12 protein-coding genes are annotated in these 15239 nt (G+C 37.5%); 9 read left to right on the top strand and 3 right to left on the bottom strand.

The features are described 5' to 3' along the window. Positions 1-74: 74 nt before the first annotated feature. Positions 75-290, top strand: a complete 216-nt coding sequence (locus tag AB1422_01550) for a hypothetical protein (protein ID MEW6618031.1) — start codon at positions 75-77, stop codon at positions 288-290. Here the strand turns inward: AB1422_01550 and AB1422_01545 are convergent. Next, positions 209-1150, bottom strand: a complete 942-nt coding sequence (locus tag AB1422_01545; GenBank protein ID MEW6618030.1) for an ATP-grasp domain-containing protein — start codon at positions 1148-1150, stop codon at positions 209-211. The two genes, AB1422_01550 and AB1422_01545, sit on opposite strands and share 82 nt — an antisense overlap. A 590-nt stretch (positions 1151-1740) precedes the next feature. Next, positions 1741-1932, bottom strand: coding sequence for a Rho termination factor N-terminal domain-containing protein (locus AB1422_01540; protein ID MEW6618029.1), 192 nt, complete (start codon positions 1930-1932; stop codon positions 1741-1743). A 334-nt stretch (positions 1933-2266) separates the two neighbouring features. Here AB1422_01540 and AB1422_01535 point away from each other — a divergent pair, with 334 nt between their 5' ends. The 8 genes from AB1422_01535 (at position 2267) to AB1422_01500 (ending at position 13352) form a co-directional block, all read left to right on the top strand. Then, positions 2267-2911: a sugar transferase gene (locus tag AB1422_01535; protein MEW6618028.1), complete on the top strand. Its 645-nt coding sequence runs from the start codon at positions 2267-2269 to the stop codon at positions 2909-2911. A gap of 132 nt (positions 2912-3043) precedes the next feature. After that, positions 3044-4225 carry a glycosyltransferase family 4 protein gene (locus tag AB1422_01530; GenBank protein ID MEW6618027.1) on the top strand — a complete coding sequence of 394 codons (1182 nt, stop codon included), beginning with the start codon at positions 3044-3046 and terminating at the stop codon, positions 4223-4225. A gap of 288 nt (positions 4226-4513) precedes the next feature. Further along, complete coding sequence (locus AB1422_01525; GenBank protein ID MEW6618026.1) at positions 4514-5470, top strand: polysaccharide biosynthesis/export family protein; 957 nt, start codon at positions 4514-4516, stop codon at positions 5468-5470. Positions 5471-5473: 3 nt separating this feature from the next. Further along, positions 5474-7702 carry an exopolysaccharide transport family protein gene (locus tag AB1422_01520; protein MEW6618025.1) on the top strand — a complete coding sequence of 743 codons (2229 nt, stop codon included), beginning with the start codon at positions 5474-5476 and terminating at the stop codon, positions 7700-7702. Positions 7703-7953: 251 nt separating this feature from the next. Beyond that, positions 7954-9228: an O-antigen ligase family protein gene (locus AB1422_01515; protein MEW6618024.1), complete on the top strand. Its 1275-nt coding sequence runs from the start codon at positions 7954-7956 to the stop codon at positions 9226-9228. 264 nt (positions 9229-9492) lie between these two features. Further along, positions 9493-11052 (top strand): radical SAM protein, encoded by a 1560-nt coding sequence (locus AB1422_01510; protein MEW6618023.1) that lies wholly within the window; start codon positions 9493-9495, stop codon positions 11050-11052. Positions 11053-11320: 268 nt separating this feature from the next. After that, on the top strand, positions 11321-11989 hold the full coding sequence (locus AB1422_01505; GenBank protein ID MEW6618022.1) for a methyltransferase domain-containing protein: 669 nt from the start codon (positions 11321-11323) through the stop codon (positions 11987-11989). 973 nt (positions 11990-12962) lie between these two features. Continuing rightward, positions 12963-13352 carry a hypothetical protein gene (locus AB1422_01500; protein MEW6618021.1) on the top strand — a complete coding sequence of 130 codons (390 nt, stop codon included), beginning with the start codon at positions 12963-12965 and terminating at the stop codon, positions 13350-13352. 79 nt (positions 13353-13431) lie between these two features. Here AB1422_01500 and AB1422_01495 read toward each other — a convergent pair whose 3' ends face one another. Then, entirely contained in the window at positions 13432-14364 is a 933-nt protein-coding gene (locus tag AB1422_01495; protein MEW6618020.1) for an SPASM domain-containing protein, read from the bottom strand. Positions 14365-15239: the final 875 nt, after the last annotated feature.

Below are 15239 nucleotides of genomic sequence, written 5' to 3'. Positions count from 1 at the left end.
AGGAGATGTGGAGATTAAGGAGATAGGGAGATATTATTAAAAAAATTGAAATTAATAGAAACTAATAGAAATTTATGGAAATTTGTTGTTTTCCACAATCAATTTCTACCTATTTCTATAAATTTCAATCTATTTCTATTATCTTATCTCCATATCACTCTTATCTCCTTATCCCCTTTCTTACACTTTTGATATATAGCCTGAACGGTTACATAAATTTTTCTTCCCAATATCGTAACATTAATAAATCTTCCTGGAAGTCAAGGCACGGTTTTACTGATTTACCTTGAAGTAATCTGACTAAATTTGGCAGAATATTTGAACCAGCGGCGACTGAAAGTGCCACTCCTCCCCCCAGTCTTGGATTAATCTCAGTAAAAAGTAAGGTATTGTTTTTATCAATAAAACATTGAATATTAGCCGGTCCAATTATGCCTAATTTTTGGACAATATCAAGGCAACTATCAATTATTTCTTTTTTATAAGTTGTTATTCCTTTAATTGAGATACCTGATTCAACTTGAAGTCTTTTTCGCGGCACAAGACATAAAACTTTACTATTAAAATCAGCCAGAATATCAATCGTATATTCCTGTCCTTCAATATAATCCTGAACTAAAGGCTTTTTAACATACTGTCTAAAAAATTTAAACTCCCTTTGATTATTAATCTTATAGACATCGCGCTGTCCGCGACCAAAGCGGGGTTTGATAATACTGGGATAGATTATTTCTTTTAAGTTAACCTTTAAGGCATCAAAAGTAGAAGGGGTCGAAATGTTATTCTGAAGAAAAAAGTTGTAAGTTTTTAGTTTATCAAAGCAGATTTCAATTACTTTCTTTTCTGCCACCGCAAGCAAAATACCCTTTTTTTCAAATTCTTTTTTATGCCTCGATAAAACTACTAATTCTTCATCTACAGCGGGTAAGATAGCATTCACTTTTTCTTTGTTACAAATTTTTATTAAGGTAGAAATATAATCAGGTGCATCTGCCTTTGGGATGCAATATCCAACATTGGCAAAATAAAAACCAATAGATAACGGATGACTATCCACACCTATAACTCTTACACCTAATTTTTGAAGTGTTTTAATGGTGGATATTGATGGTGATGAACCAACACCAGTGCGAAGAATAGTAAAAGACATCACATATCTCCTCGTATTTTGTAAGCGTTCAGGCGTTAATTTTCGGTGGTGTCTTAATCTAGCATGAAGGTTAAAATAGTGTATAGGGTTCTGCAAAATAGGATTTGAGGGAGACAACAAATAAATATCAAATATCAAATATTAAATATCAAATATAAATATCAAAATGCAAAATTACAAATCAAATTTCAAAGAGGAAGTAGCAGGGTTTCTCAAAGAGTTGGAGGAATTTGGTAATATCTTTGCTTCAAGTATTTTAACGCTGAAAGGAAAGAGATAATTTTACTGAACTTTGGCAAAGATAGTTTATAGTTTATAGTTGATAGTTGATAGTTGAAGGACTATAGACTATAAACTATAAACCATAAACTATAAACGAGTTTTGCATTTTGCTCTTTGGAGGAAATCCCTTTTGGACACCAAATCTGCATAGATTTCACTATTAGAGTTATTTTCAGACACCACCTAATTTTCAGCCATCAGTTGAAGGAGGTTGAACAAAAAGGATTAGTTACTGTGGAACATTTAATTCCTTCTACTTAACCTTAACCATTGCCTTAACCTTCTTTTACCTGATGGCTGAATATTTCCTAATTGTTCTTATTGGATAGGCAATCTTCCATCCAGGCACAATTACTCTGGTCACAATAATCTGTCGCTGTCTCAAAACATGGAAAATTTCCTTCGGCAGATTGGATGGCTCGAATCAGGTCACTTTTATTCATTTTACCTGCTTTGACCCCAACTTCTTTAGCCTTTGTCTTAATATCATTGATATTCATTTTCTCACCTCCTGTAAAATATAATATATCACAAAATAAAATAAAAGTCAAGAAGATTTTTTTAGGATTAAGTAATGGGTTAGTTATTTGGGGGAACGAACATTAACCTGTGGAGGACAGAGCGATGAAAATTAGGTTATAGGCTGAAGGCTGAAGGAAACAACATTCAAAACTTCAGCCTAAAGTTTTTTCTTGACATAACATAGCATCTGTGTTATACTTAAGTTAGTAAAAAAATTCGACCTGTGAAATAGGGTTACAAATATCCCAGTTATGTTAGAGGGAGGGGAATTAGAGAGATATCAGGAAGAAATGCGGGAGGTTAATTTTAAAAATGGAATTTGCTTTTCCCTCTATTTCTGAAGAGAAAAATATGGCACTTTTTGTGAAAAGCGTCTTTGACCGGGTAGGTGCATTGTTGGGACTATTGGTACTGGGTCCGGTTCTGATGCTACCGATAATTCTTATTATCAAATTGACCTCTCGCCAGGGGGAATCCGTTCTTTTCCGACAAACCCGCGTTGGACTTAATGGTCGCCAATTCTGCTTCTACAAATTTCGCACTATGGTTATCGATGCAGAGAAAAAGAGGAATTCTCTGGAACATCTGAATGAAATGGATGGGCCTGTATTTAAAATCCGCGATGACCCTCGGATTACTAAATTCGGCCGTTTCTTAAGAAAATACAGTCTTGATGAATTACCACAATTTTTCAATGTTCTCAAGGGAGAAATGAGTATAGTTGGTCCCCGTCCTCCTCTACCTGAAGAGGTGGAGAAATACGAATCATATCAATATCGTAGATTGAGCATGAAACCTGGGCTAACCTGTATATGGCAGGTAAGCGGTAGAAATAAGATTAGCTTTAAAGAATGGATGCGTATGGATTTGGAATATATTGACAACTATTCTTTGTGGCTGGATTTTAAAATACTAATTCGGACTATATGGGCAGTTATGGCGGGTCAAGGTGTATAGCACTACTTTTGTATTCTAATCTTTGATTTAAGAGTAAATTGAAGTATGTGTTTAGCGTGTCCAAACATTGAGATATAATTTGATTTATGCACCGATTGAAACATAACATCCTCAAATTAAAAAATATGTAAAATGAAAATATTTTTTGCAGATCCTATTGGACATATTCTTGGTTTGCACGACAAGGAGATTTGTCGTTATTTAGCCCAAAAGGGACACAAGGTTATTTTGGCTACAAACGAGAAATATCCGTTTCTAAATGTGGAGTCTGAATTTGAGCAAATTACCCCTTTTAAGGGCATAGTTGGGAATTATAATTTTGTAGTGAAAGGAATCAACTATGTCCGTTCTTTAATAAGAGTTTGGAGGCAAATTTGTCGCTTTCAGCCGAATGTGGTAATTTATTACTATATCTTGCAAATTACTCTGGATAATCTATTTATCCGAAATTTGCGGAATCATGGTATTCCTGCTATACTTGGAGCCCATGATATATTGCCGTTGTCTTCTAATAAAGAATATCGTCATTCTTATCGCAAGATATATAATAACGCTACGGCCATTTTGGCATTCAGCGAATACGGCAAAAATCAACTTATTTCTAATTTTGGAATTCCTTTGTCCAAAATTCAGGTACTATTTTTTGGAATGAGTGAAGGTGAGAAAACTTTTTGTCGCAAAGACCAAATTATATCGCGAGAAAAATTGGGGTTACAGATAGATGAACCAATTATACTTTGTTTTGGACAGATTAAGAAAAATAAGGGTTTGAAATATTTGTTAGATGCCTTTGCTGGGGTATTAGTTCAAGAGCCAAAGGCTCGACTATTGGTCATCGGTCGGCCATGGAAGGTGAGTTTGAAGCCGTATTTTGAGCAGGTGAAAAGACTTGGGATTGGTCAGCGGGTATTATTTCGTCCAGAACTTGTGTCAGAAGAGGTAGCAAGAGACTTTTTAATTGCCAGTGATGTAGTTGTGTTACCTTATACCTATTTATACCAGAGTGCAGTGTTGTCGCTGGTTTGTTCTGTTGGTAAGCCGATTATAGCAACACGGGTTGGAAACATACCAGAAATACTTCAGGATGGAGAGACAGGATACCTTGTGCCGCCAGAGGATGCAAAGGCATTAGAAGAGGCAATGTTGGATGTCATTTCTAATCCAGAAGAAGCACAACGCCGTGGATATCGTGCTCAAGAAATGATGCAGAAAAATTACTCATGGGAAAGATTTTGCCAGGAATTAGAAAAAACATTGGAAAAAGTAACGGTAACTGTTCACCGCAGAGACACAGAGACGCAGAGAAAAAATTAAAATCTATTCACCAGAGACAGAGATTTCCTTTTTTTGTACATTTCGGGTCTTTCGTTGTTTATTAATCTTTTAATACGGACTTTCGACTAACTGTTTTTAAGCCTTTTTAAACACCGAAAAACGCGAAAAACACGAAAAAAAAAGATATTTTCCTCTCTGTTTCTCTGCGTCTCTGCGGTAAAGGATTACCTGAACGGTTACAAGTAACGGTTGCTAAAAATGACATTGATAAATAAAAGAAAAGCAGGTAGTAGATAGTGTAAATGAGGGAAAAGGGAGAAAGGGAAAGTGGCTATTTCTCCTGAAAATGGGGACTCGGAACTCGGGGTTCGGGACTCGGGAAGGTTGGTAGCCGCAGGCTCTATCCTGCGTTTCAACTCAATTTTCATCTTCCTTTGTGTCCATCCCTGTGGACATGAGCGTTTCTCCAGTTCTTCCCTTTTATTACAGACTAAATACCTACGAATTAAGATTATGAAAAAGACGGAAAGATTATTTAAAGTTATAGTAATTTTTACAATTATGCTACTGACACAGGGATGTGTAACCACTAATCGGTCAGCGAAGATTAGTAAAGGTGATGAAATTCGTATGTCGGTCTTGCCTGAAATCGCGGTGGCTACGACACGGTTTCATAAAGAATATGTTCTTGTCCCGGAGGACATTGTTGAAGTAGTTTTACTTAAGCATCCTGAGATAACCCGTGTATGCACCATCAGACCTGACGGTTACATATCTCTACCTATCCTTGACGATGTTAAGGCAGCCGGTTTAACGCCCGGGGAATTGGATAAAAAGTTAACCGAGATGTTTTCACACCGCTTGAAAGAGCCGGAAGTAACAGTAATTGTAACAAAATTTCAGCCGCCGGTGATATATGTTATCGGCGAAGTTACTACTCCGTCAATCGTATCTCTCCACGATGCCGCCACGGCTCTTCAGGCAGTAACTCGTGCCGGTGGCTTCACCAATGAGGCGAAACGAAACAGCGTCATAATCATTCGAGTTACCGAAGATAATTACCTTACCGCCACCCGCGTTAATTTGCAGTTGAAAGGTCAGAGTGCTTCATACATAACTTTGCACAATGTCCCCTTGCAGGCGGATGATATAATCTTCGTTCCAAAGACCTTCATTGCCCGTGTAGATATATTTATCGACCAGCATATAAACAAAATCCTTACAGGAGCTATTGATATCCTGACCACATTACGGTTAATAGAAATTTTAGGAGAAGAGGAGTAAATTATGGAAATTGATTCCTTTGATGTCCGCCGGTCAATAAACACAATTTGGAATATTACCATTCGGTACAAATGGATTGTGCTGGGCACATGTCTATTTACGGTGGCTCTAACTCTGCTTTACATTCAACTATTTCCGCCGGTCTACAAAGCTTCGGTTAAGATTTTGGTCGAGAAGGAAAAAGATGAACTTAAAGATCAATTCTATGGGCAGTGGAATGTTTTTCGCAAGGCAGAAGAGGCTAAAACCGAGGCAGAAATGGTCAAACTTGGGCCGCTGGTGAAAAAAGTTGTAGAGAACCTTAATCTTAAGTATGACGATGTCTATCACCCACTGATACGCCACATCACCGATATGTGGAGTCGTTCATGGATTGGACGGAAGTACAAACGCGTTAAGAATTTTTTCTTTCCACCTGAGAAAAGTCCATTTAATCTTACACCGGAAGAAATAGAATTAGCAAGAACTATCTTTGATTTCCAGAAGGGCATCAATGTTCGTGCCATTGGCAACTCTAATGTCGCCGAGATTAGTCTTCTTGGTCCTAACAAGAGAGTGGCGGAAATCGCTAATGAACTCACTGAGGTATATCTCCAATATAGGAGACAACAACACGGAGAGGAAGCGATATCTGCCGCTAATATCCTGAATACACAGGTGAAAAGAGCCCACGAAAATTTGGGAAAGATAGAAAAAGAATTAGAGGATTATGTTGTTAAGAACAATATCAAATTTGAGTTCGAAAAAGAGCATAGTGATGTCAAGATATTAACTGACCAGGAGGCAGAATTATTAACCACCAGGGCATCCATCGAGGGATTAGAAGCACGCCTGGCGGAGATAGAGCGTTTACTTCAAAATGAAGGACAAATGGAGATTGATTCTCGGTCTCTGAGTCTCAACGAAATTCACAGCAAGATGAAGGCAAATCTGCTAAGCTATGAAATGATGTTGATTCAAATGCAGAATAGATATACAGAGGATTCTCAGGAAGTCGAGGAATTAAAAAGTAATATTAGCAAGTTGAAGGATATGCTTAAAGAGTCGGAAGAAATGGTCATTAGCGGTAAAGTAGAAAAATCCAATCCAATCTGGTCCAGTTTACGTGCTGAGCGCACTAACCTCCTGGTTCAATTGGCTCAACTTCGAGCAGGGGAAACCGAAATCCAGGAGATTGTAAATCAATATAAAAATAGTCTGAAAGACTTGCCTTTCAAACAGCGTGTTTTGCAGAGACTCACGAGGGAACTTGTTCTGGCAGATACGGAATATCGGACTTTACTGAGTAAACAGCGACAAGCTTTTATCTCCGCAGTGACTGAATCAGAGAAAACTGCAAGTTTGAAACTTATCGAAACAGCCCAGATACCGGAGAAACCTATACGGCCAAAGGTAAAACTGTATTTGTTTATAGCCGTGCTGATAGGAATACTATTAGGCATCATTGCCGGCTTCATTGCTAACTATTTTAATGAAACTATTTACAGTGAAGATGATGTTGGACATATCCTGGATATTCCAGTATATGGAAATATTCATTTGGGCATACATAGGAATAAAACACCTTCCAAATTCATCCCTGAACAGAAAAAGGGTTGGCTATCAGGGTGGTCTGAGAGACAGTATAAGAAAAATAACCAATACAACAAATCATATCACAAATTAGCCATGCAGTTGCACTTCGAACTTGGTGGCTCTGAACTAGGGTATTGCCTGATGCTTTCATGTCCTTACTTGCCCGAAGTAACAAGTCAGTTTGTATTAGAACTGGCTGAGTTTCTTGCTATAGATCAAAATCGCAAGGTGCTGATTATAGATGCATTCTTTAAAGACAATCTATTGAGTAAAGAATTTAAAGTTTCTTCCTCGCCGGGCTTCTTGAATATGCTTGATGGGACCCAGCCATTAACTGATTCACTCATTCACCTAACTGACTATCCCAAAGTATTTTTCTTACCTGCCGGCAAGAGCAATTATGGAATGACCCATCTGATGACATCAAATCAACTGAAGGAAAAACTAACCCAATTGCAGGAACAATTTGATGTTGTTCTGCTGAGTTCGGATTCTGTGATGGAAGACCCATCAGCATTTGCCTTCCCATCAATTGTGGATTGCACAATGCTCCTGGTGATGTCGAATGTAAGCCACTGGTCAGAAATCAAATCTTATAGAAACATACTGAATAAATGCAATCTCCGTAAAATGGGGTTGATAATTGTTTCAAAATAAGGGAAATAGATCTTATGAATCATCTCCAGGTACGATATTCTCATAAAATTCCAGGCAATATAATTCTAATCTTTCTTTTTTCTATTATAGGGTGCATAGTATTGATTGTTGCTTTTGAAAACACTCCAATTATCGGTTATTCTGTTTTGTTAAGTTTATTCATTTCTGTAATCGCCATACTTTCGGGAAACCCACGAGTTTTTTTTCTCATTGGACTGCTCATGGTTCTCCCATTGAGTTTGTCTAAATTCTTGAAATATTACCCTCACTTTGGTGGAGAATGGGCATTGCGTATCGAGGTAACAGATTTGTTTCTCGTCATATTGTATGCATATTTGATTAAAGACTTTATCACCAGACGGTTATCAATTCAAATACCTGCGGTAGCGATATTTTGGTTATTGCTCATCATTTTGGGACTTGGGAGCATAATTTTTTCCCCCTATCGCACTATGGCCGCTTATGAAATTATCTCTATGACAAAAATGTTGTTACTTTTTATATATCTTGTCAATTATGGAAAAACTCGTAATCAGATAAAATTGGTTGTCGCGGCATTGATGATAGGGGTATTCTTGCAGATAATATATGGATTGATGCAACATTTTTGTGGATTGAACCTTCCACTCCAGCGACTGGGTCAATCTCCCGAAATGGTTACTGAAGAACTGGGAATGAGAACCGCCAGCAGGGTCGGGGCGATGTTAGGTCATCCAAATATATTTGCTGGGTATCTTGTAATGTTACTACCTCTGGCATTTATCTTGATATTTGTCCGAATCTCGATTTGGTACAAGGCACTATGTATAGCCATTCTGGTATTTGGAGAAATGGCACTCATATTAACGCTTTCTCGTGGTGGTTGGATTAGTTTCGCAACCTCCGTTATGGTAATATTGTTCTTACGTCCAGCAGTGGGTCGCCAGAGAATTATTACACTGATATTTATCTTGGGCTCTGCATTGGTCATTGGACTTTTATTTTCAGGGACTATAATCCAAAAGTTTATTCTTAGCGATCCAGCATCAATTAGTTCCCGGGTTGAATGTATGTACATTGCCTGGCGGATGATACAATCGAATTTTTGGTGGGGCACAGGTTTAAATTCTTTTACCTTTGTAATGTCGGATTATGACTATTCCGGTATACAGTGGGGGAAAATGGACCCGCCGGTTCATAATATTTACCTATTGATTTTCGCCGAACAGGGTATCTTTGGAATACTCTTATTCTTATCCATCTGTTTTATGGTCATCAGGGTAGGAATTTCAAACCTTAAAGGTAAAGATAATCTGTTGAATGCAATTAATTTGGGTTCTCTTGCGGGCTTCATTGCAATATTAGTTCAGGGAGTGGGGGACTGGAACTTGCGAATAAATACTACTGTCCGTGTTTTTTGGACACTTGCGGCAATGATATTTGCCATTCATTTTTGGAATCAAAAGCAAGAAAGTGATAAACCAGAGATACAGAGAAGAAATAATTTTAAAAATATCTCTGTGGTTTCCTCTGCGTCTGTGCGGTGAAAAAAGTATTTTCAGGAGAAACGCTCATGCCTACAGGGAGTGGGCACAAAGGGGGATGAAAATTAATAGGACGCAGATTTACAGGATTAACAGGATTTTAAAGAAAAACCACTAAAGCACTAAAAACATCAAGAAACAATAAGGAAATAACTATAGAAATACAATAATAAAAAATTAATTTTAATCCTGTTCATCTGCGAAAATCTGCGTCCCATTTTACATTTTCAGGAGAACGGACATGCCGACAAGTCGGCACATAGGAGGATGAAAATACTAGAGGGTAGAAAGAGAAAGAAAAGGCTTGTCTTTCCTTACTTTCTACTCTCTACTTTCTACTCTCTACTTCCTATTTCCAGGAGAAAAGGATTGGGACACATAGTTTTACTTTTCCCTCATACAGGTTACACTAAATCCAGTGAGCAAATTTTGCCATTGGGCTTACTCTATGTAGCCGCACCACTTGTTCAAAAGGGGCATTCTGTAACCATCATTGACCAACGAAAAGAACCGGGGTGGCGTGATGTATTGCGTCGCGCCGTGAACAAACCTCAGACTTTGGCGGTTGGTATTACTACTATGACCGGCCCACAAATTGGGCACGCTATGGAGATAGCTCAAGCCGTCAGAAAAATGGCACCAGAGCTCCCTATCGTCTGGGGTGGAGTTCATCCCAGTTTGCTACCAGAACAGATAGTCCAATCCGAGATGGTAGATATTGTCTGTGTTGGAGAAGGAGAAATATCTTTTTCTGAATTAATCAAGGCTTTGGAGGAAAGAAAAGAATGGTCTAATGTGCCAGGAATTTGCTACAGCAAAAATGGGAAAATAGTTTCCACTAATCCTCCTCCTCTGTATGACCTTGAGCAATTGCCTCCTTTACCTTATGACCTGTTAGACTTGAGCAGTTATCAAACACAGCCGTTACGAATCAAGAGAGCCAGTTTGCCAATTATTACCAGCCGCGGTTGCAAGTTTCGTTGTGCATATTGTTATAATACAAAATTCTACCAATCTTCCTGGCGTGGTATGTCCCCTGAGAAAGTGATAGAACAAATTACCAATTTGGTGAAAAATTATAATGCCGGCGGTATTTTCCTTCTGGATGATAACTTCTTTGGCAGCCGTCATCGAGTAGAACAAATTTTTAAAATGCTTATTGAAAGTGGTTTGGGAGTTCACATTTACAATGCTAACTGTCGAGTTGACTTTCTGCACAGAAGTTCATCAGAATTCCTTCAACTGATGCGTCGGGCTGGTGTAGAACAAATCTTCGTAGGGGTTGAATCTGGCTCTGACCGGGTACTCAACAGCATATATAAAGACATCAAGGTAGAACAGGTGTTGGAAATCAATAGAAACTTGCGTGATGCCGGGATTATCCCGGTATACAGTTTCATGGCAGGATTGCCAGATGAAACACGGCAAGAGGTGGAACAAACCCTCAAACTCATGGTTCGACTGCGAGAAGAAAATCCACAGGCAAAACTATACAAGTTGTCCCTATTTGTTCCTATGCCTGGTACTGATTTGTTTGAACGATGCAAGGAAATGGGAAATAAATTTCCACAGCGCCTCGAGGACTGGTCAAATTATGATTATAACCATGTTAACCTGACATATTTGTCAGATGAACACCGCAAATTCCTGGAACGGGTATCTGAACTCTCAGGATTTTTAGATGTGGAAGACAAAGTAACAGGACTACTTAAAATAGTAGTTCAATTATATACTTTGATAGCCACCTGGCGGTGTAAAAAAAGATTTTATAATTGGATGCCGGAAATGGCACTTATGCGCCTGCTACGCACACTAAAAAGAAATTAGGCGAAAACAACTATATCAAAAAATATCTTCATAGAATTGCAGAAGAATTAGGATAAGCCATGGCGAAAGGAAGGAGGAAAGTCGGGGCTGTGCAACGGGCGGAAGGCAGCAATTCTGACTACGAAATATCATCTCTAATCAGGAGAGCACCGGGGGCTGCAGGAAATCGGAGGAATTCATAGTAGTAAGGATGATAGACCCTATCGGAGCGTATAATGTCGCCCTCCAATCTGGAGTTGAAAAGATAACCGCACAGTTCGAATAATTTATGGAAACACCTGCTCAACACTGTCTTATAAAACAACTCATTAGAGTTTTACAGAAGGAGAAAGAAGATACTCCTCGAATCTTGAATATTGGTGCCGGCAAAAATCTTTTTATTGAAAACCATCTAATTCATGCTGGATGCAATTATATTTGTGACCGTGTTGATATAAATGATTGTGCATTAGTTCATCCATGTGTAGATAAATGTTGGCAGTGCTCGATTGAATCGATGTTCCCAGTAGAATCAAACAAATATCTGGCAGTATTTGCTAGTTATGTATTAGAACATATTATAGACTTAAACAAAACTTCTCGTGAAATTTATCGAGTTTTAAAACCATCCGGTATTTTTGTCGCATCTATTCCAAATCCTACTGCACCAGAATTTATCCTGTCGAAATTAACACCTTTATGGTTTCATAAAATGGTAAGAGGTGAAGAATCATGGAAAACTTATTATACATACAGCAGTATTAGAAAATTAGTTAAGATATTTGAGTCAGCGGGGCTCCGTTTAATTAATATAAAATACTACTCATTTGTCGAACTCTATCTCCATAGATTCGTCCTTCTGGACATATTGGGCAGATTCTACGACAAAATTATTTCCACTATGAATATCAAAAAATTGATGGGCAATGTATGTGTCACATTTGAGAAATCTTCTTGATGTAAGATTTACAAACTTTTACCACTTTGCCTAAATATCATATCTTCGGCATTTGGGTGTTACCATTTTCTTTGCCGATGGGCAGGATATTTTATCATAACCCAAGTTTCGCATTTTTAAGTTAACATATCATCTTGTACCCAAAGCGTATCTTAAAAAGAAGAATCCTAAAAATTTACTCTTCAGAACTGATTTCCGTAACAGGTTAGACTACCATATAGAAGTCAAGGATTTTTTTAAATTTTTTCCTGACTTTGACAATTTTAAGAGGGATAAGTTTCCAAACCCATTGAAAAATAAGGAAGTCGGTTATAACTTTGCGATTATCTTGACCCAACTTCATACTAAAACGACCATTTTGGTCTAATTTTTGCCATTTTTAAAAATGAAATATCAATAATATCAATGAGTTAGAAAATTAAATATTTAAAAAATCCATTTGTAGTGGCAAAATCTTATGGGAAGCATAAAATTTTTCGACCTGTGAAATAGGTTGAAGTGTGATTCAGACAGTAGACTATAGACATCAGACCTCAGACTAAAACGGGCAGAAATTGCAGAAGAATGAAGGCTTGGGAGACCTGCCTATACTTCTGCTGGAAGAGTTGAAAGAGTAGAAAGAGTTGGAAGTGTTGGATGAGTTGAAGGAGTTTCTTCACTGACACTGTCACTGTCACTGACATAGGTAAGGATTAGGAAAAATTCAGGGAGTAGAGTTTTGAGGATGGTTTCCCAAATGTCACTAATTTCCTGCATAAATAGAATCTATAGTCGTAACCGTTCACCGCAGAGACACAGAGACGCAGAGAAAAAATTAAAAACTATTTACCAGACGCAGAATTCCATCACGGATTTTCATCAGTGCAAGCTTTTGAGGACCGACATATCATGATTGATTAACAAATTTGGTTTTGATGTCCTATGTAGGACAATGATTGCATCAATAATCTTTTCTGTTATCTGATTTATTTCCATGTCTTCTCTGTTCCTCTGCGTCTCTGCGGTGAACGGTTACGAAATTTTTAACAAATTAGACAGAAAGATTGTTAAAGATTACAATATTACGGTGATTGCTTATCCTATCGGACAGACCATTCGTTTCAAGGGACGACGAAAAGGGATACAAGATAATTGGTCAAGGATTCGCCAGATATTGTCGACGCAAGTCCGGATAACCACAACCCTGAAAAGGAAGGATGGTCAATTGATTCAGATAAGAAAATCCTCAAAGGCTGAATTATCTCATCAAGAGATTTATAATGCCCTGGAGTTACCTTATCAACCAGGGAAAACAGTCAAATCATTTTATGGGGATTCATACTGTAGTGCCAAAACTCAACCTCTCTGTTCTGTAACCTGTTGATAATACAAGACTTATTTTTTTAAGAGGCGAAGTTGGGTTAATAGGAAGTAAACACTTGTGGTTGCTCGAAATAAAGATATTAGGAATGGATTATTCTTAGTATGGATACAGGGATATAACTATTTGGCAGTCCCCATGTTATCATGTTTGATAGAGGAAAAGGCTCATCACAATTTCTGCATAAGGCAATTTCTTGATACTTTTTTTTTATCATCATCTCTCTCAACGCTACGAGTCGTTCTCCATTCCATATCTCTTTAAGTTTCAATTTATCTACCTCTCCCAAAATAACATCTCCTCTAAGATCTGCGCAACATGGAACAACTTTTCCGTCCCATCGAATTGCCATGTCATCCCATATCCTCGGACAGGGAATGAAGCGGGAACCATGTTTTCTAATTTTAAATTTACTTGTATAATCAAACTTGCCTGCCCAAGGTCCAGCTTCTCCAACAATAAACCTATCAACATGCATTTTTTCTAATTCCTTATGTAACTTTTTATACTCTGCCATTTCTTCTTCAGATGTCTTTTCTGTATCCAAACATAGGCTATATAGTGTTATTTTTGGTTTATTCTTTCCTGATTTCTTTCTCATCTCAAGGAAACTCATAATGTTTCCGAGCGTTTTATCAAAATCTGCACCTACCCTTATCTTCTCATAGCTTGTTTTATCATAACCATCAAAAGAAAATACCAGACAATCGATACCTGAATTTATTAAGTTCAAGGATAAAGATTGATTAAGAAGAGTTGCGTTTGTAGCAAGTAATACCTTCAATCCATTCTTTTTAATATAGTGTATCATTTTTACAATATCTTTGTGAAGTAGCGGTTCTCCTCCCATAAAAAGTTGTATAACTGGTTGAAATTGAGAACATTGATCAATAATTTTCTTAAAGAGATCAAACTCCATGAAACCCCGTTCTCCAACCTCATTTATCATTTGAGGACACATGATGCATTTAAGATTGCAATAATTGGTGGGTTCAATCCATATAGTCCTTGGCATATGAGAAACAACTTTCTTTTGGAGTTTATAATTTAGAATTAGCTTCAGATGATTTTGAATCTTATAGAACATGATGCTCCTTCTATACCTTGAACGCTCTCGGATAAAATTGAGCGTTGATTTTATTGGTCTTCATACACTCTGAACTTTCTCTTTACCCCCAAAATTTCCACCTGTGCAGTCTACAAATATATCACTCCTAACGGAGTTTATAAAGTATATTCAGCCCTGTAAGGGCGAGATGTTTATAGATTTATCGTCTCAACATCAAATTAGCTCCGTAGGAGCGACCTGTTTGTAGCATTGAATATCTGCTTCTTGCATTTTATTTAAACCTAACCGCACAGGTCGAATTTTTTCTCTGCGTCTCTGTGTCTCTGCGGTGAACGGTTACCACATTCTCTCTTTCGCACCTTTCGTATCTTTCGTTGTTTATTGAGCTTTTAATACTTGCTTTCGAGCAGTGATTTTGTCAATCTGTTATAAGCCTTTTTAAATACCAAAAAAACGCGAAAAACACAAAAGAAAAAATTATTCTTCTCTCTATTCCTCTGTGTCTTGAGTGTCTCTATGGTGAATAGTTACCAAAAATCTAAAATTCCTGATTGATTACTTTTCTAATTTTATCCGAGAGACTTCACTTTGTTACTGCATGTAGGTTTTGATGATTATGACATATTACACACTGGTGATTGTCTATTATCAGCAGATATTGCCATTACTTATTCCAATCTATCTGTTTTTAAATTATTTGTAACCGTTCAGGCTATATATCAAAAGTGTAAGAAAGGGGATAAGGAGATAAGAGTGATATGGAGATAAGATAATAGAAATAGATTGAAATTTATAGAAATAGGTAGAAATTGATTGTGGAA

The organism is bacterium (assembly GCA_040757115.1).
GTDB lineage: Bacteria > UBA9089 > CG2-30-40-21 > CG2-30-40-21 > SBAY01 > JBFLXS01.
The sequence above is the reverse complement of the archived record's forward strand: the minus strand, read 5'-3'. Positions and strand labels throughout refer to the sequence as shown.

Excerpts from the sequence above, each read along its gene's own strand:
- AB1422_01550 (MEW6618031.1), top strand. The coding sequence starts at position 75 with ATGGAAATTTGTTGTTTTCCACAATCAATTTCTACCTATTTCTATAAA.
- AB1422_01545 (MEW6618030.1), bottom strand. The coding sequence starts at position 1,150 with ATGTCTTTTACTATTCTTCGCACTGGTGTTGGTTCATCACCATCAATA.
- AB1422_01540 (MEW6618029.1), bottom strand. The coding sequence starts at position 1,932 with ATGAATATCAATGATATTAAGACAAAGGCTAAAGAAGTTGGGGTCAAA.
- AB1422_01535 (MEW6618028.1), top strand. The coding sequence starts at position 2,267 with ATGGAATTTGCTTTTCCCTCTATTTCTGAAGAGAAAAATATGGCACTT.
- AB1422_01530 (MEW6618027.1), top strand. The coding sequence starts at position 3,044 with ATGAAAATATTTTTTGCAGATCCTATTGGACATATTCTTGGTTTGCAC.
- AB1422_01520 (MEW6618025.1), top strand. The coding sequence starts at position 5,474 with ATGGAAATTGATTCCTTTGATGTCCGCCGGTCAATAAACACAATTTGG.
- AB1422_01510 (MEW6618023.1), top strand. The coding sequence starts at position 9,493 with ATGAAAATACTAGAGGGTAGAAAGAGAAAGAAAAGGCTTGTCTTTCCT.
- AB1422_01505 (MEW6618022.1), top strand. The coding sequence starts at position 11,321 with ATGGAAACACCTGCTCAACACTGTCTTATAAAACAACTCATTAGAGTT.
- AB1422_01500 (MEW6618021.1), top strand. The coding sequence starts at position 12,963 with ATGTCTTCTCTGTTCCTCTGCGTCTCTGCGGTGAACGGTTACGAAATT.
- AB1422_01495 (MEW6618020.1), bottom strand. The coding sequence starts at position 14,364 with ATGCCAAGGACTATATGGATTGAACCCACCAATTATTGCAATCTTAAA.